The organism is Nostoc sp. CHAB 5715 (genome assembly GCF_020829685.1).
Classification (GTDB): domain Bacteria; phylum Cyanobacteriota; class Cyanobacteriia; order Cyanobacteriales; family Nostocaceae; genus Nostoc.
The window spans coordinates 1-16,894 of record NZ_JAIVFR010000024.1; the positions used below are offsets into that span (position 1 = coordinate 1).

Annotated in this window: 13 protein-coding genes and 2 pseudogenes; 7 read left to right on the plus strand and 8 right to left on the minus strand. The window is 41.6% G+C overall.

What is annotated here, in order from left to right:
- Positions 1-229 precede the first annotated feature (229 nt).
- A complete protein-coding gene (rimO, locus tag LC574_RS02585; protein ID WP_229451371.1) occupies positions 230-1,549 on the minus strand; it encodes a 30S ribosomal protein S12 methylthiotransferase RimO in 1,320 nt (439 codons plus the stop codon).
- Positions 1,550-2,222: 673 nt separating this feature from the next.
- Here rimO and btpA point away from each other — a divergent pair.
- Together btpA and LC574_RS02595 are read left to right on the plus strand one after the other, a co-directional pair.
- Complete coding sequence (gene btpA, locus LC574_RS02590; protein ID WP_229451372.1) at positions 2,223-3,071, plus strand: photosystem I biogenesis protein BtpA; 849 nt, start codon at positions 2,223-2,225, stop codon at positions 3,069-3,071.
- A gap of 118 nt (positions 3,072-3,189) precedes the next feature.
- Positions 3,190-3,531 (plus strand): annotated as a pseudogene (locus LC574_RS02595) (vitamin K epoxide reductase family protein); the annotation flags it as partial.
- Here the strand turns inward: LC574_RS02595 and LC574_RS02600 are convergent.
- The 3 genes from LC574_RS02600 to LC574_RS02610 all read right to left on the minus strand — a co-directional run bounded on the left by LC574_RS02600 (position 3,530) and on the right by LC574_RS02610 (position 7,544).
- A complete protein-coding gene (locus tag LC574_RS02600; RefSeq protein WP_229451373.1) occupies positions 3,530-6,457 on the minus strand; it encodes a GAF domain-containing protein in 2,928 nt (975 codons plus the stop codon). The pseudogene LC574_RS02595 and the gene LC574_RS02600 sit on opposite strands and share 2 nt — an antisense overlap.
- Before the next feature lie 125 nt (positions 6,458-6,582).
- Positions 6,583-7,056, minus strand: a complete 474-nt coding sequence (locus tag LC574_RS02605) for a chemotaxis protein CheW (protein ID WP_229451374.1) — start codon at positions 7,054-7,056, stop codon at positions 6,583-6,585.
- A 125-nt stretch (positions 7,057-7,181) separates the two neighbouring features.
- Positions 7,182-7,544, minus strand: a complete 363-nt coding sequence (locus LC574_RS02610) for a response regulator transcription factor (protein ID WP_229451375.1) — start codon at positions 7,542-7,544, stop codon at positions 7,182-7,184.
- A 754-nt stretch (positions 7,545-8,298) separates the two neighbouring features.
- Between LC574_RS02610 and LC574_RS02615 the strand changes: the two genes are divergently transcribed.
- Together LC574_RS02615 and LC574_RS02620 are read left to right on the plus strand one after the other, a co-directional pair.
- A complete protein-coding gene (locus tag LC574_RS02615) occupies positions 8,299-8,607 on the plus strand; it encodes a hypothetical protein (protein ID WP_229451376.1) in 309 nt (102 codons plus the stop codon).
- Positions 8,608-9,556: 949 nt separating this feature from the next.
- Entirely contained in the window at positions 9,557-11,779 is a 2,223-nt protein-coding gene (locus LC574_RS02620) for an FdhF/YdeP family oxidoreductase (RefSeq protein ID WP_229451377.1), read from the plus strand.
- A 492-nt stretch (positions 11,780-12,271) separates the two neighbouring features.
- On the opposite strand, the gene LC574_RS02625 is transcribed toward LC574_RS02620, so the two are convergent.
- A complete protein-coding gene (locus tag LC574_RS02625) occupies positions 12,272-12,709 on the minus strand; it encodes an orange carotenoid protein N-terminal domain-containing protein (protein WP_229451378.1) in 438 nt (145 codons plus the stop codon).
- 344 nt (positions 12,710-13,053) lie between these two features.
- Here LC574_RS02625 and LC574_RS02630 point away from each other — a divergent pair.
- From LC574_RS02630 to LC574_RS02640, 3 genes and pseudogenes are all read left to right on the plus strand, one after another.
- Positions 13,054-13,176 (plus strand): annotated as a pseudogene (locus tag LC574_RS02630) (Uma2 family endonuclease); the annotation flags it as partial.
- Between the two features lie 25 nt (positions 13,177-13,201).
- Positions 13,202-13,339 (plus strand): hypothetical protein, encoded by a 138-nt coding sequence (locus LC574_RS02635; protein WP_229451379.1) that lies wholly within the window; start codon positions 13,202-13,204, stop codon positions 13,337-13,339.
- A 126-nt stretch (positions 13,340-13,465) separates the two neighbouring features.
- Positions 13,466-14,353, plus strand: coding sequence for a tetratricopeptide repeat protein (locus tag LC574_RS02640; protein WP_229451380.1), 888 nt, complete (start codon positions 13,466-13,468; stop codon positions 14,351-14,353).
- Here LC574_RS02640 and LC574_RS02645 read toward each other — a convergent pair.
- The 3 genes from LC574_RS02645 to LC574_RS02655 form a co-directional block, all read right to left on the minus strand.
- Positions 14,343-14,510: a hypothetical protein gene (locus tag LC574_RS02645; protein ID WP_229451381.1), complete on the minus strand. Its 168-nt coding sequence runs from the start codon at positions 14,508-14,510 to the stop codon at positions 14,343-14,345. The genes LC574_RS02640 and LC574_RS02645 overlap by 11 nt on opposite strands.
- Before the next feature lie 137 nt (positions 14,511-14,647).
- Positions 14,648-15,052, minus strand: coding sequence for a response regulator (locus LC574_RS02650; protein WP_229451382.1), 405 nt, complete (start codon positions 15,050-15,052; stop codon positions 14,648-14,650).
- Positions 15,053-15,705: 653 nt separating this feature from the next.
- Positions 15,706-16,284 carry a hypothetical protein gene (locus tag LC574_RS02655; protein ID WP_229451383.1) on the minus strand — a complete coding sequence of 193 codons (579 nt, stop codon included), beginning with the start codon at positions 16,282-16,284 and terminating at the stop codon, positions 15,706-15,708.
- Positions 16,285-16,894 lie beyond the last annotated feature (610 nt).

A 16,894-nucleotide genomic window follows, 5' to 3' on the forward strand; every position in this document is an offset into this window, starting at 1 on the left:
ATTAGTCATTAGTCATTAGTCATTAGTCATTAGTCATTAGTCATTAGTCATTAGTGAGCTAAGGGCGGTAGTGAAGCCTCAACTTTTGGAGAGGCTATGCCAACAAGTCCGCCAGCGTTTCAGGTAAACCCTCATGAAAACTGCTATTAATGCAGCATTGACCTTAGTATAAGGATGAATCTATAAGGGTCATTTAACAATGGACTTTGGACAAAAGACAAATGACAACTTAGTTATTGACTACTTGACCATAGAGGTCGTATGTATCAGCGTGGTGAATCGCTATTGGCACGATGGTTCCTAACTTTGCCTGGCCTTTGACATACACCAGACCATCAACCTCTGGGGAAAATCTACCTGAACGACCGATTAATTCACCACTTTCAGGATTTTCTTGCTCAATCAGGACATCGACGATTTTGCCTACTTCCTGTTGATTCTTCTTTTGAGAAATCGGTTGCTGGAGTTCCATCAGTTGGTATCGGCGATCATCCATCACTTCTTGGGGCAACTGATTTGCTAGCTTATAAGCTGGGGTTCCTTCCTCAGAGGAAAAGGTGAAGACACCAACATGATCGAATTCATGCCGCTCGACGAACTCTAGTAGATGCTCAAAATGCTCGTTTGTTTCTCCTGGAAAACCAACAATAAATGTTGTCCGCAGTACGGCTGTTGGTAGCGCCGTTTTGATGCGATCTATAATCCCATCATTTACCCGCCCTTGCCAAGGACGGTTCATGGCGCAAAGAATATCTGAATGAGAATGCTGCAAGGGTAAATCCAGATAAGGCAAGACGTTGGGTGTTTCTTGGATCGCCGCTATCACATCTGGGGTCAGTCCCGTGGGATAAGCGTAGTGCATTCTAATCCACGGTATATCTACTTTCCCCAAAGCGCGAAGTAATTCGGCTAATTTTGGCTTACCGTAAATATCTAGACCGTAATTAGTGGTGATTTGGGAAATTAGAATAATTTCCTTTACCCCTTGACTAACTAACTGCTCGGCTTCGGCGACTATAGATTCAATAGTACGCGATCGCTGGTTCCCTCGAAGATGAGGAATGATACAAAATGCACAACGATAATCACATCCTTCTGCAACTCGAAGGTAAGCTACGCCCTCGGTTGTAGTGCGATAGCGCGGTGTAGTTTCATCGGCGATGTAGGTTGGTTCGATACTAACCTGTCTAACCCGTTCGCCTTGTTCTACACGCTCAATTACATTTACAATTTTGTGATAATCGCCTGTACCAACCACCGCTACTGCTTCCGGCAACTCTTCCAAAAGTTGTTCTTGGAAATGTTGCGCCATACAGCCAGTGATTACGATTTTTTTGTTTGCCTCTGCCAGCTCTACTAAAGTTCTGACAGATTCTTGCCGGGCTGCTTCAATAAAACTACAAGTATTAACAATAACGTAATCTGCTAACTCTTCATTTGTATCTACACCGTAGCCTGCTTCTGTGAGCATTCCCAGCATGTGTTCTGTATCAATTCGGTTTTTCTCGCAGCCCAGATGAGAAATGGCAATTGTTGGCTTGTCACCCATATTTTGAAAAAGTCTTCATTTTTTTCTTTTTGTAGTCAAACATTCTGGCGCAAAATTAAGCTTTTTTGCTATCAGCATCCTCATGAAAACAGTGCAGTGGCAAATATCCACTGTCAATAACTGTCCGTGGACTCATAACCCTATCAATAAATAAAAATAGAGGTCATGTTATGATATTCCTATCAATCTGTTCCCCAGGGTAAATTGAAGTGTCTTTGGGTACATTTGACACTTGTAATCTTTTTTAACAATTCGCTTATTGGTATTTTACATTACCACAGCGTGTGCGTTGTTAATCTACCCATCGGGAAGCCGCCCAAAGGGCTTGTTGTGAGAAGTCGCTACCCTCCGGGAAATCGACGAAAGCGACTACGCCGATAAAGCAGTAATGCTAGTCTGGCGATTGGCAAGTCCTACGACTGGGCGCGGACAAGACGCCTAAACCACGGAAAGCTGCCTCGCGTCTAGTGAGTGGCAAACTCCTCTTGTAGCCAAGTTTTATCTTAACATATCTTATGGGAGGTTGAAGGCCAATTTCCCTCTTAGGAAGGAGGCAGTAAACCGACTATCATAAAACACATTTGACTAGTTAATGAAAAGTCAAGAGTCAAGGGTCATACAGTCAATAGTCAAAAAATTTTAGACTCTGGACTTTGCGAGGCGGATTAAAGACGTGGACTTATATCAATTATTTAAAACTCGCTCACCGATTATTGGCGTGGTTCACCTGCTACCACTGCCGACCTCACCTCGTTGGGGAGGTAGCCTAAAAGCGGTAATTGGCCGCGCCGAACAAGAAGCTGCCGCCCTGGCAAGTGGAGGGGTTGACGGGCTGATTGTGGAGAATTTTTTTGACGCGCCGTTTACCAAAAACCAAGTTGATCCTGTGGTTGTGAGTGCCATGACCATTGTGGTGCAAAGGATACAAAATTTGGTGACTTTGCCTGTAGGCTTAAATGTTTTGCGAAACGACGCTAAAAGTGCAATGGCGATCGCTAGTTGTGTGCAGGCGCAATTCATCCGCGTCAACGTTCTCACAGGAGTGATGGCAACCGATCAGGGATTAATTGAGGGAGAAGCCCATCAATTATTGCGCTATCGACGGGAGTTAGGCTGTGATGTTAAAATCCTGGCCGATGTGTTGGTGAAACACGCCCGTCCTTTGAGTTATCCAAATCTCACAGTCGCCGTGAAAGACACCATTGAAAGGGGTTTAGCAGACGGAGTGATTTTATCTGGTTGGGCTACTGGTAGTCCACCTAACTTAGAAGATTTGGAACTAGCTTGTGGTGCAGCATCTGGCACGCCAGTGTTCATCGGTAGTGGGGCAAATTGGGAAAATATTGATACATTAATGCAAGCAGCAGATGGTGTCATAGTTTCCAGTTCCCTAAAACGTCACGGACGTATAGAGCAACCAATTGACCCAATTCGCGTCAGTCAATTTGTCGAAGCTGTGCGTCGCAATTGGAACTCCAAAAGTGAAAGGAAATCAGCAGGACAAGTAAAATTACATTCTTAGGGAGTGGGGAGTGGGGAGTAGGGAGTAGAGGGAGCAAGCGAACAATTAATTATTATTCCCGATTCCGCAATTCCCCATTCCCCACTCCCCACTCCCCACTCCCCATTCCCTAATATTTATGATTCGCCGTCGTTCTACTCCTTGGATTCATAAATGGTCACGTCCATTGATTGCCGCGATCGCTGGATGTGGTGCGCTGATAACAGGTTATCTTGCCATAGAAAAGTTAACAGGAGGCAGTGCAGCTTGTGTGGCACAGGCTGGTGTCAAGGGCTGTAATGATGTACTTTCTAGCCCTTGGGCAACGGTTTTTGGTCAGCCATTAGCTTTGTTTGGGTTTTTGGCATACATCAGTATGGTGATATTTGCTTTGGCTCCCTTGGTATTTAACTCTGGGGAAAAGAATAGTCGCAAGCAAGTGGAAAATTGGACGTGGTTGCTGCTGCTGGCGGGTGCGATCAAGAACGAACTTCGTCAGCTACAACTGCAAAGCCTTTGCCATATTCACCTGCACGGGTGGCTTCAATGGCTGCATTCAAAGCTAGGACGTTTGTCTGTGTGGCAAAATTACCAATCAAATTCACCACTTTGGAGATTTTTTGCGAAGATTCACTGAGGCGTTTAATCTTCTTGCTGGTTTGAGCGACGGTTTCACGAATTCCTTGGATTGCTTTTACAGTTAAGTTCATTGCAGTATCGCCAGACTCTACAGTTTCATTGGCTTGTTGCACCGCTACTTGCACTAACTCGGCATTCATCACCACAGCTTGAGTAGAGTCCACCATCTCTTGAATTTCACCTAAAGCTGCGGTAATTTCCTCAGATTGTTGTTGTGCTAAATTAGTCAGTCCCGTTAGTGAAGCCTCGCTGTTACCGGAAGTTTGAGCAACTTGTTGAGCAGCCCCCTGTACCTGAAGAACGATTTGCCGCAGTGCTTGCAGGGTATTATTGTAAGCATCGGCGATCGTGCCTAGTTCGTCTTCTGTAATGGGTGCGCGTACTGTTAAATCGCCGTTGAGGGCGGGTCTAAGGGCTGTTAGGAGTTGAATAGATCGTTGTTGTAGTAACTCCTTGGCTGCCTTTTCTCGTGCTACTGCTTCTGCTAATTTGGCTGACTGCCCTTGTACTTGTTGCAAATGTTCAGTCTGTTGTAATGCTAGTCCTAACTGGTTGCCAATGCGTGCTAACAAGGTGACTTCCGATTCTTCCCAATCACGAGTTCCAGAATTTTGATAAGCTGCCAGCAATCCCCACAATTTTTCCCCAGCAAATACAGGAACAATTACATAAGCTTTAACTTCAAATTGCTCTAAAATTTCAATGTGGCAAGGAGAATGACCTACCTTATAGATGTCATTTACAACAAAGTTTTCACCCTCGACATATCGACCTCCTTGAGTTTCTTGCAAGTGGGTATCTTCCCAGACAGTTTTGATATCGGGGCCTACCAGTTTTATCCAAGTATGAGCTACTGATTCTGCTACAAATTCACCAGTCCAATTAGGATTGAAGCGATAGACTGCGACGCGATCGCATCGCAGTAATTGCCGTACTTCTTGAGTGGTTGTTTTGAAGATTTCTTGTACATCTAAAGATTGCCGAATCCGGTTACTAATCTTGGTGACAGCTTTTTCTTGTTCTGCTATCTGAGCTAGTTTGTCAGATTTCAACCGAACTAATTCCAAATAATCTATCTGTGATTTAGCTAGGCTAAATTGCAAGCTAGTCTGAACCAAAAAGTTCACTTCCCAGGTTTCCCACACACGAGGACTAGTATTTTGATAAGCTGTCAGCAAACCCCACAATTTATCCCCAAAGAATATAGGAACAATTATGTAAGCTTTGGCTTCAAACTGCTCTAAAATCTCAATATGACAAGGAGCAAGCCCTACTTCATAGATGTCATTAACAATAAAGTTTTCACCTCTGACATACCTACCTCCCTTAGTTTCTTGTAAGTAGGTATCATCCAGAACGGTTTTAATATCAGGGCCTACCAGTTTTGTCCAACCACTACCCACAGACTCAGCCACAAATTCGCCACCCCAGTCAGAGTTGAAACGATAGACTGCGACGCGATCGCATCGTAGTGATTGACGTACTTCTTGAGTGGTTGTTTTGAAGACGCTATCTACATCTAAAGATTGTCGGATGCGGCCTACTATTTTAGTAAAAGTTTTTTCTTGTTCAACGATTTGAGCTAGTTGCTCAGATTTCTTATGCACTTGTTCCAGATATTCGCCTTGTGAGATAGCCACACCAAATTGCAGCCCAATTTGAACCGCAAAGCTTTCTTCCCAAGGTTGCCAATCACGAGGCCCAGAATTTTGATAAGCTGCCAACAAGCCCCATAATTTCTCTCCAGAAAATATGGGCGCAATGATGTAAGCCTTCATTTCATATTGCTCTAAAATATCAATGTGGCATTGAGCATGACCCATTTTATAGATGTCTTTGACCACAAAGCTTTCACCCTTGGCATAACGTCCTCCTTGGGTATCTTGCAAGTGGGTATCTTCCCACACCATATAAAAATCAGGGCTAACCATTTTTACCCAGCCATTACCTACTGACTCAGCGACAAACTCGCCACTCCAGTCAGGTTTGAAGCGATAAACGCCGACGCGATCGCATTTTAGTAATTGACGTACTTCTTGAGTGGTTGTTTGAAAAAGCTTATCGACATCTGATGTTCGCAAAATTTTGTCGATGACTTTAGTTACTGATTTTTTTGCTAGTATTCGCTGTTGTTCTTCTTTTTTGAATTCAAAACTCTGCAATTTGTAGAGCAGTTCTGTTGTAATTTGAGATAATAAGCTAATTTCTACTTCTTGCCACTGCCGCGTTGATAAGCAATTATTTACTGCTATTAATCCCCATACTTTACCTTCTACTACAATCGGTAAACTCAAACTAGCTTTGATTTGAAATTTGTCTAACAGTTGCTTTTGATACGGGGTGAGTTGAATCTGACTGATATCGTCAATAACTACAGGTTGTATATAGTCTTGATTGGTATATAAACCAAAAATAATTCCCGGAATATTTTCGCCTAAAGTTGGTGTCCAACCTAGTGTTCTTGATTCTGCTAAAACATTACCTGCATCCAGGGAAGTAAACTGATAAATTAAGGCGCGATCGCAGCCAATTTTTTCTCTAATTTGCGCTACAGTAATTTTGATTAGTGTATCAAGGTCTGGCGCTTGGCGCATGTGAGTTGCGATGTCTTGCAACTGTCGCCGCCAAGTTTTAAATTCCTGAGCGATCGCGTTTAATAAAGATATTTCATTGCTAGCAATATTTATTATATTCTCGTTCGCATTCAGATTTTCTACTTCGGAGATTAGATCCTGCTTTTCATGGCTATTGTTATACAAAAATGTCATTTGATTCACCTCAAAGTTTGTTAGAGCAAGAATTTGTTATTAGGCAGGTAAAAATGAACTAGTATTTGGCTATGAAGGTTTAGGAATTGTTAAAATAATATGCCTAATCACCCATGAGCAACCTTTCAATTATGAATTTTCCACATCGGAGCTTGGATAATTGTTATGGCATCCAAATTAAAAATCATATCCTCAGAATCATTAATAAAGTATCCCTGTAAAAAAGGTGATATTTTAGGATAAAATAATTCGCTACTTGGGGGTTTCATTTGCTGAGTATCTAACCATTCAATATCTATCAGATGTCGCACCAATAGTCCCAAATACTTACCCTTGTTTTCAAGAACAATCGCCATCATTTTTGAAAGTAAATTTGCTCCTTGCGAAATTGGAGGATAACCTAACATTGCGTCTAAATCTACTAGCCAAAGCATCTCACCGCGCCAGTTATAGATACCCAAGACGCTACTAGGCATGTGAGGAATGCCACATATTTCTGGTAATGATACTTGCAAAACTTCTGTGATGTGTTGTAACGAAATTATCGCTGTATCCCTTGCTCCCAAATTAAAACTTAAAAACTTTTCCTTGGTTTCCAAAGTTATTGTTCCTTTGTGCTTGATTATTGCTCTCTAGCCACTATTTGCAGTTATTATTTTATTTTGTAGAGGTTCTATATTAGAAATATGGACTTCTAGTGTTTTGTTGATTGATTAAGTTTTTACTAATTAAGTAATCGCTTTAAAACTACTGCTAGTTCCTCTCGATCAATCGGTTTTGATAGATAACCATCAGCGCCTAACATATTACCCCAAATTTTATCTACATCACTATTTTTTGTAGAGCAAAATACCACAGGGATTTTGCTAGTGCTAGGATTATTTTTCAACTCTCGGCAAATTTCAAAGCCACTTTTACCTGGTAAAATTACGTCGAGAAATATTAGGTCTGGCTTATTTTTATCTATTTTGTCTTGAGCTTCTTCACTGCTTGTGGCGCTAATCACAGAATAACCTGCTTGTTGCAAGTAACGACTGATTATTTCCATATCTGTTAAGCCATCTTCAACAACTAAAACAGTATTCATGATAATTCCCCTTTAAAAATTTTTAAGAATGTAAACAAATTAGAGATACAAATCCTAAATGATGCGTGGACAAAGACAAGGGGTTAGGGACTAGAGACTAGCCCCTAACCCCTTGTCATAAAGAATATTTCACAACTCAAATAGGACTGCTATAAATACAAAAATTTGTATTTGTCTAATTTTGATTCAATCTTTATATATTAACCTCCGAAAAAGTACGTAATGAACAGAACTTAATATATGTTTTAGTTACGGATAACATCTTAGATTTTGGACAAAAAAATTAGGTGGGTTTAAGACCCCCACCTACTTGTCTCTTGTGAATTTGGGCTTCTTATTTATCACCCCAGTAATTTTATGTTTACTGAGGTGGAAAAGTTTATTGATTGTAAATATTTGTGTTATATAGTAATCCGCTTTGATTTTTGAAATTATTTGCGTAGGCGGGGAGTAGGGAATAGGGAGTAGGGAGTAGGGAATCAGGCTTTTCGAGGTGTACGGTGTTTATTCAAAAATCAAATAGGAATCCTATAGCTAAATTTAATCAATCGATGAAATCTAGATTTTTTTAAAACAGTAACAATTGTTGCTGATACAACCAGGCGATCGCGGTAAGATTTTGGACTTAAGCCTGATCCAACTCCAATAACTCCTTAATAATTCGTAATTTATGGTATGAAGCAACTAAGTTGAGTTATGAAGATAAAAATATGATTTTTTCTCAAACTGAAATTCAATTACATCCCAAAGACAAATGACGAACGTAAACAAATTTCAAAGACTAGTAGAACTTGCAAACGATCATGGAATTATTTGCCAGCCAACACCAGAAGAATGTTTGATTGCATCCTTGCCTGGAGACGATGATTTCTTATTAGCTTTTACTTGGTCTGGTACAATTGAGGGAGAGCCGCCAGAGCATGAATTAATTGCAATTAGTGTACAGGATATAGTCAAAGAAGTTACCGTTGCAGCTTGGCAAATTCCTTTTTATTTATTCGGAAACGTTTTAAGGCAGGCTCAGATGCTTGTCACTGCCCACAAAGATTTTTGGCGTTGCTGAATCAAGAGATGATTCTTGTATCTGGAGTTCTTAGAAATACAAGGGGCGGGCTTTTCGGCCCATCTTACAAAACCTGCAAAATCATCCTGCTTCAATACTGCTCGGGTTTTGGTGCATAGTCAGCACAATTCGCAATACTTCGGCTACGCCCTTCTCTACGAGAGGCTACGCTCAGGACAAGCTCAGTACAAGTTCGCAATACTTCAGCTACACTCAGGACAAGCTCAGTACAAGTTCGCAATTAATGTTAAACAAAGATTGCTATCTAAATCCCCGACTTTTTAAAGAAGTCGGGGATTTAGTTTTTCACAAAATCTAAAAGTATTTATTTCTAGCTTGTGTTCAAGGATAAAATTCAACTTGGGCATCGAAGTTATAAGTCAATACAGTTCAGTTAAGCATTTCTTCCTTCTCTCTGCGTCCTTGGCGTCTTGGCGGTTCGTTAAAAAAATTGACTTTTAACATAGTTTTAGCCTTAACTGAACCGTATTGAGTTATAAGTAATACTTGCAAAAACTTTACCTAAACTTTATCTTTTGATTAGATTCAATAAGCAAAATCCGCAATTACTTTCTCAAAAGCAGCTTTGACTTTCTCAAACTCCAGTTTGCTTTCTAATTTCGGTATATTCAGCAAGCAAAAGCAGCTTTGACTTTCTCAAACTCCAGTTTGCTTTCTGATTTCGGTATATTCAGCAAGCAAAAGCAGCTTTGACTTTCTCAAACTCCAGTTTGCTTTCTAATTTCGGTATATTCAGCAAGCAAAAGCAGCTTTTACTTTCTCAAACTCCAGTTTGCTTTCTAATTTCGATATATTCAGTAAGCAAAAGCAGCTTTGACTTTTTAATTTCGGTATATTTAGCAAATAGAAGGATTTTTAACTGCCTGCTACTCATTTCCGAATCAAAACGATAGCCTAAGAGAATCCAGCAACTCACATACACTACATCATGTTACCTAAACCTAAAAAGCACTGGACACCTTCAAATTGGGCAAGTTGGAAGCCATTTGGCATTGGCGAGCAGTATCCCAACAACTATTGGGAGGTATTTCGGGCAATCTGGCTATCTCGTGACAAACTACCTTATGCGTGGGATATTCTGGATAAGGGTGTCTGCGATGGTTGCGCTCTCGGAACAACCGGGATGAAGGATTGGACTTTAGATGGCATCCATCTCTGCAATGTCCGGTTGCGGCTGTTGCGGATGAATACTATGCCAGCTTTTGACCCTGTGCTATTGGAAGATGTTTCACAGTTACAAAAGCAAAAAAGTATCCAATTACGTGATTTGGGAAGACTCCCGTACCCGATGATTCGTCAACGAGGGGAAAAAGGCTTTCGCCGTGTGAGTTGGGATGAAGCTTTAGGGATAATTAGCGATCGCATTCGCACTACCACACCAGACCGCCTCAGTTTTTATGTTACCAGTCGCGGTACTGTCAACGAAACTTATTATGCTACCCAAAAAGCTGTGCGAGCAATGGGAAGCAATAATATTGATAATGCTGCCCGCATTTGCCATTCTCCCAGCACAGCAGGACTAAAAGCTGCTCTCGGTGCAGGAGCTACGACTTGTTCTTATAAAGACTGGATTGGTACTGATTTATTAGTCTTCATTGGCTCTAATGTTGCCAATAATCAGCCTGTCACCGTCAAATATCTCCATTACGCTAAAAAAGCTGGCACAAAGATTGTAGTTATTAATACTTACCGCGAACCAGGAATGGAGCGCTACTGGGTTCCCTCAATTGTAGAAAGTGCCGTTTTCGGTACAAAGTTTGCCGAAGACTTCTTCTTAATCAACATGGGCGGGGATATAGCATTTTTGAATGGCACTATTAAACATATAATTGCTAACAATTGGGTAGACCAGTCATTTATAGATTTATACACAGTTGGCTTTGCTGAACTCAAAGCATCGTTAGAAAATCAATCTTGGGAAGAATTAGAGCAGCTTTCTGGTACATCCCGCGAGTCAATGTACGCTTTTGCCAAAATGGTCAAAGAAGCGAATAAAGCCGTATTTGTTTGGAGTATGGGCATTACTCAGCATGAATGCGGTGAAGATAATGTGCGGAGTATCATTAACTTAGCTCTCACCAAAGGTTTTGTCGGTCGGGAAGGTTGCGGTTTAATGCCAATTCGCGGCCACTCTGGGGTGCAGGGTGGTGCAGAGATGGGATGTTACGCAACAGTATTTCCTGGTGGTAAACCCATCACCCCAGAAAATGCTGCCCAATTGAGTCAACATTGGGGTTTTGAAGTGCCAGCAAGTAAAGGTTTAATTGCTCCAGAAATGATTAACGCTGCATATCAGGGACAGTTAGATGTGTTGTTTTCCGTGGGCGGGAATTTTTTAGAAGTGCTGCCAGAACCAGATTATGTGGAAGCGGCGCTGAAGCAAATACCATTGCGGGTACATATAGATATTGTTCTCTCTAGCCAGATGTTGGTGGAACCTGCTGATACTGTGGTGCTTTTACCTGCGACAACTCGCTACGAAATACCAGGGGGAGTCACAGAAACTAACACCGAACGCCGGGTAATTTTCAGTCCAGAGATTTTGGGGCCGCGCATTGGAGAAGCGCGTCCTGAGTGGGAAGTGTTTTTAGAATTGGCAAGGCGGGTAAAGCCAGATTTGGCAGATAAGCTGGCTTTTGCTGACACAGCTGCTATCCGTCAAGAAATTGCTCAAGTTGTCCCTCAATATGCTGGTATTCAACACTTACAGCAAGCTGGCGATCAGTTTCAGTATGGTGGCTCACATTTGTGCTTTGGTTGGAATTTCCCTACATCGGATGGGAAGGCACACTTTGGCGTATTATTGCCACGCCAAAGAGAATTACCAGAAGGTTATTTTTTATTAGCAACGCGTCGAGGCAAACAATTTAACAGTATGGTGCAGGAACGCAAGGATGCAATTACTGGGGCGATGCGAGAGGCAGTGCTAATGAATGCTGCTGATGCGGCACTGTTGGGTTTAAAAGATAGCGATCGCGTCATTCTTAAGAATGATTTAGGCGAGTTGTTCTGTCAAGTCTACATTGCACCAATTCAGTCAGGAAACTTGCAAGTACATTGGCCAGAAGGGAATGTATTACTAGATAAAAGTAAGCGATCGCTTGAAGGTGTACCTGATTATAATGCGATCGTGCGGTTGGAAAAAGTCTGAATCAAGTCTCATTTTCCCAATTTATTTCAACCACATCTATCGTAGGGGCACAGAAAAAGCTCATACGTGTAAACTTAACGTAAAAGTGTTGTCCCGCAAGGAACTTAAGTTCCTTGCTAATAGCGAAAGTCATCTTTTAGATGACTAAATTTCTAAAAATCTTTAGTCTACTTCAGTAGACTTTAGCTATTAGCCTTGAACTTTAGTTCAAGGCGGGTAAGGAAGCCAACAGTTAAGCTATTTCTAGCTTAAGTTGACACCAATGAGCATTGCTGTGCCCCTACAACCTGATCTATTTACCTGAAAATAGCTGTAATTTTCTACTTTCAGTTATCCCCAATTCTAGAAAGTATTGGGCGTTGCTGAATTGAAATATGAATCTGGATGTAGAGACGTAGCACTGCTACGTCTCTACAAGGATTTTGGTATTATGCAAAATCATTTTCATAGATGGAATCAGCAACGCCAAGTATTGAAAGTTCTTGGACTTAACTAACCGAACGCTTGCACCACAGTCAGCATAAAATTAATCCGTTGCTCAAACTCTAGCTGTTTGATCAATGCGACAAATTCATCTGTTTCACCAGTTAGTTGATAATCGGAGGGCACTTGAATGATGCTTCCATCCTCCATTCCTTGCGCCAGCAGAAACCAAACGTCTAATTTGGTATTGGGACTTACACTATTATAGGTTTGGTTTGCACCATTAATAATGTCCCGTTGTGCTTGCAGTTGCTCTTCTTGAGACAAGTCTTGGATTTGGTCGAACACTGCTTTAGCTATAGCTTCTACGCTTTCAGGAGGTGCCGGGTTTAGCTGCTCTTTAAGATCGAGATAACCGAACCAAAGTAGGGCTAGCTGAGTATCTACATCAAAGCCTTGAAAAGTTTCTAAAGCTGGTCTTGTTGCTTCATCAACTGTGTAAGTCATAAAAAACTCCAACTAAGTTAACGCTATTTTGATTTTCTCAGTAAGTAACTGAGAAACTTTGCTTTCAGTACTTCATACAACTTAACGAACAAATGCAGTTAGATAACCCCACTTAGGGTAGGTATAACACTCACTACATAAGACAGATATAGATAACTCAAGTTGCTAGTTACAAAAATGCCTGCTTCAATGTATGAAAAGCAAAGATAAATGTTAAGACTTTAAGTAGCGTCTATGACAGTAAGCGATCGCCCGAAGAGGTTCCTGATTATAATGCGATCGTGCGTCTGGAAAAACAAACCTAGATTACGGTAAGTTTATATCACCCATCTCACCCCAAAACGTTAATGCCTACACCTGAAGAAATCGCACAGTGGGAAGCAGAACACGCTGAACAAGAAAAGCAACGTGCTGAACGCCTAGCAGCAAAATTGCGAGAATTGGGTATTGATCCAGATAGCATTTAAAGTATGTAGGCTTACTCTAAAAATCATGGAAATTCAACCAAAGAAAACCAGAAATTATTGTAATAGAGGGGAAACAAAAGAGAAAGTATATCTAAATAAATCAATTATTGATATTGGTATAGCAATGATTAGAAGTATTTTACAGCGCTTTTCAAGTAATTGAACTACACTACTCCCTACTCCCCACTCCCTAATTAATCCTAATGATGTAAGATTTTGCTACCGTCAACAGCGCAGATCGTTTAAGCTAGCTGAAAGATTCTTTGATTAGTGGCTTAAAGGCGGTAGTGTGCCTAAACATGTTCGTTTGATTTCTTTTCTAATGGTCTGTAGTTTATGGAGTATGCCAAAAGCCGCTAACGCGCAGGCATTAATACCCCATACATTGCAACTAGATGGGACAAAGTTAGAGAAGCAGGGGTTGAGCTTGGCACAGGAAGCGGCTCAACTCGCTCAGTTTCAGCAGGTTGAATTAGCTTTGCCACGAGCGCGGCTGGCTAGTCAGCTGGCTCCGCAGAATGATAAAGTGTGGTTGCTCTTAGGTGGATTGCAACTGCAAACCAAAGAGTTTGACGGGGCGATCGCTAGCTTGAAAAAAGCGCAATCTCTCAACCCCAAAAATGGTGATATTTTGTTTGCTATGGGTTCAGCTAATTTTCAGCAGAAAAATTACCAAGCAGCTGTTGTCAATTACCAAGATGGTTTGAAGTTAAAACCCAATGATCCAGAGGGTTTGTTTAATTTGGGTAATGCTTACTATCTGCTGGGTCGATTGCCAGATGCGATCGCGCAGTACGATACAGCAGTCTCTCAAGATAAAAAATTCTGGCCAGCGCTCAACAATATTGGCTTAATCAACTACGAACAGGGTAATATCCCCGAAGCAATTAAGCGATGGCAATCTGCTGTAACCCTTGATAAGCAAGCCGCAGAACCTTTATTGGCCTTAGCAGTGGCACTGTATACTAAAGGCGATCACCAACAAGGATTAAGCTTGGGAGAAGCCGCACTCCGCATCGATTCGCGCTATGCTAGTTTGGATTTCCTCAAAGAAAATCTCTGGGGCGATCGCCTACTGTCTGATACGAAAAAATTCTTAGAATTACCCCGTATTCAAGCAGCCCTACAACAACGAGAAAACTCATCATCAGCCCCTGAACAACAGCCTACTCAATAGGAGTAGGGAGTGGGGAGTGGGGAGTGGGGAGTGGGAATGAGGAAGCAAAAGAGGCACGGGGGACAAGGTGACAAGGTGACAAGAGGTGAGAACTTGTAACAAATCTTTCCCCTTGTCCCCATGCCCAATGCCCCATGCCCAATTCCCCACTCCCCACTCCCCACTCCCTACTCCCCTCTCCTATTACCACTTGCCTAACAGTGCCTTTTTATAGTACATATATACTAAAATATACAGGAACTAGTCGCCCAAAAACGTTTGCGGGCGAGTATTCCTGAAAGAAGTCGTCAATTCTCAGTGGTCGTCTGTGGGTAGAAGTGCGATGATTTGGTCAACAAACTGTTGATGGTCAACAATTGGCTTAGAAATGTAACCATCAGCACCGCTTTGCTTGAGAAAGTTTTCGCGATCGCCTTCCATAGCATGTGCCGTCACCAAAATAACGGGTAAGTTTGCTGTTTTTGGATCAGATTTTAACATTTGTGTAATTTTGATTCCATCAACAGATTTACCTTGGTAAACGCTTCTAGACAGAGAAACATCCATCAAAATCAGGTCGGCTTCTCCTGATTGGGCAATTTTTATTACTTCTTCAACATTTTCAGTGTGTTTCACACCCAAGCCGCCACGCTTGGACAAAATTTTGGAAAAAACACGAGCATTAATTAGATCGTCTTCGACAATTAAAACAGTTTTCATGAGATTTTTAGTTATAGACGTAGAGGTAAGGCGATTAGGCAATTCAAAATTTAAAATGAGAAAATGCAGTCATGGTAAGTATCCTGGCTATGGAGTCTATACAAATTACAGCAGTTTTCATGTATTTGAACCACATCTATCGTAGGGGTACAAGCCAGCTCATACGTGTCAACTTAACGTAAAAGCCATGTCCCGCAAGGAACTGAAGTTCCTTGCTAATAGCGAAAGTCATCTGAAGATGACTAAATATAGCCAAAAATCTTTAGTCTACTTCAGTAGACTTTAGCTATTAGCCTTGAACTTTAGTTCGAGGCGGGCGTGGAAACCAACAGATAAGCGATTTTTAGCTTAAGTTGACACCAATGAGCATTGCTAAACCCCTACCGCGTGGTCTATTTACTTGAAAATAGCTGTAATGCAAGTCGTAATGTCCACAAGGCTGTTCCCGAGCGCCCTGGTAAAACTGAACCACGAGTCCTTTTACGTCGCCCCAAAATTTATCCCTTGATGACCAAACCCCAGCATGAATTACGAAATCTTTTGCAAACTGCTTAAGCCACAAGTGTTTCAGCTTTTCTTAGTGCCATTCGCTTTGTCTCCCCTCCCTAAGGCATCGGGAAGGGGCTGGGGGTGGGGTGCAATGACTAGGAAGTTTAGTCTGGGAAAGCTAAACCAGTCATCGGGTCACGAATATACAACCCTAGCGTGAGACTACGCATCGCTTCATCCCAAACGGGTATTAGTTGTTCTGCTTGATCTGCCCAATAATCGAATGTAATCAAGCACTGAATATTCGACCCCAAAGCAATGCAAGTCCGCGAAAAAGCTTCGCGTGGTTCTTCCTGAGTGTCAATGAACTTCATCTCTGTCCAGACAATTTTGGCGGTTTGGCGCTTGACGGTAATAATTTCTCCCTTAGCAATGATGTTGCGGCTGTCGTTTTCCAGGACTTTCTTCAAGGTAGATTTTAGCGGAAACTGGCTCCAATCATTGGGTGGCAGAGGATTGAAAGATACTTCCAGACAGCAATCATCGTTAGGGGGTTTTTTATCGAGGAACTTGAAGGATTTGTCTTGTGGCTCAAAAACCCAATCCTGGGGAACATTGAAGCGAACAGCCCCGCGATTCGCAACAAATATTTTATAGCCTGATGGAGATTCCCAACGATGATCAGGCTTTAGTTCAAGAGTTTCTTTAATCCACTGGAGATTGCTTTTTTTACGCTTTGCCATAGTGTTTTTGCCAATCTGCTGAAGAGGGCGTAGGCGTTAGCCCGTCGTAGACATCGCCTAATTTGGGTCGTAGACAATCATCAACTTTGTTAATGTTATCAAATTGCTAGTATTTAGTAGCGCTCTTTTATTACTCTTACCAAATAAAAATTAGAAATCTTGATTTTCATTCATCGGCTTTATAAATCTATAAGGGGAGCATCCCACTTTTTTACATGTCATTGCAAAATAAAAACTGGGATGCACCCTCTATAAGTAAGTTAGGGAGCCACAGTCAACCCCGCAGCTAAGGTTCTCCTTCAGCAACGGACTGGCGTTGAAAGTTTGGGGAACCCCTAACAAGCGAAGGATTCCACTCAGGATATTTTTTTGAACCAGCAAGCGATCGCTAAAAACCTATTTGGCAATTTTAACGGTAAAACTCAACCTTATGATTAAAGTTTCAGCTTTCAGCATTAAAATCTTAGCAGCAGTGTTCATGGTTATGATGATAATTTGTGTCTAATAAATCGCGGATAACCCAACTGCTTGTGGCAGTAATACAAATTAATGATACTAGGATAATCACCTGTAGTACCACAAAATCTTGGTTGTTTATACTAGACCTAAC

What these genes read in the sequence shown, in the direction of transcription:
- LC574_RS02600 (WP_229451373.1), bottom strand. Translation starts at nt 6,457, where the DNA reads ATGACATTTTTGTATAACAATAGCCATGAAAAGCAGGATCTAATCTCC.
- LC574_RS02610 (WP_229451375.1), bottom strand. Translation starts at nt 7,544, where the DNA reads ATGAATACTGTTTTAGTTGTTGAAGATGGCTTAACAGATATGGAAATA.
- LC574_RS02655 (WP_229451383.1), bottom strand. Translation starts at nt 16,284, where the DNA reads ATGGCAAAGCGTAAAAAAAGCAATCTCCAGTGGATTAAAGAAACTCTT.
- LC574_RS02650 (WP_229451382.1), bottom strand. Translation starts at nt 15,052, where the DNA reads ATGAAAACTGTTTTAATTGTCGAAGACGATCTAATTAATGCTCGTGTT.
- LC574_RS02625 (WP_229451378.1), bottom strand. Translation starts at nt 12,709, where the DNA reads ATGACTTACACAGTTGATGAAGCAACAAGACCAGCTTTAGAAACTTTT.
- rimO (WP_229451371.1), bottom strand. Translation starts at nt 1,549, where the DNA reads ATGGGTGACAAGCCAACAATTGCCATTTCTCATCTGGGCTGCGAGAAA.
- LC574_RS02615 (WP_229451376.1), top strand. Translation starts at nt 8,299, where the DNA reads ATGACGAACGTAAACAAATTTCAAAGACTAGTAGAACTTGCAAACGAT.
- LC574_RS02635 (WP_229451379.1), top strand. Translation starts at nt 13,202, where the DNA reads ATGGAAATTCAACCAAAGAAAACCAGAAATTATTGTAATAGAGGGGAA.
- LC574_RS02620 (WP_229451377.1), top strand. Translation starts at nt 9,557, where the DNA reads ATGTTACCTAAACCTAAAAAGCACTGGACACCTTCAAATTGGGCAAGT.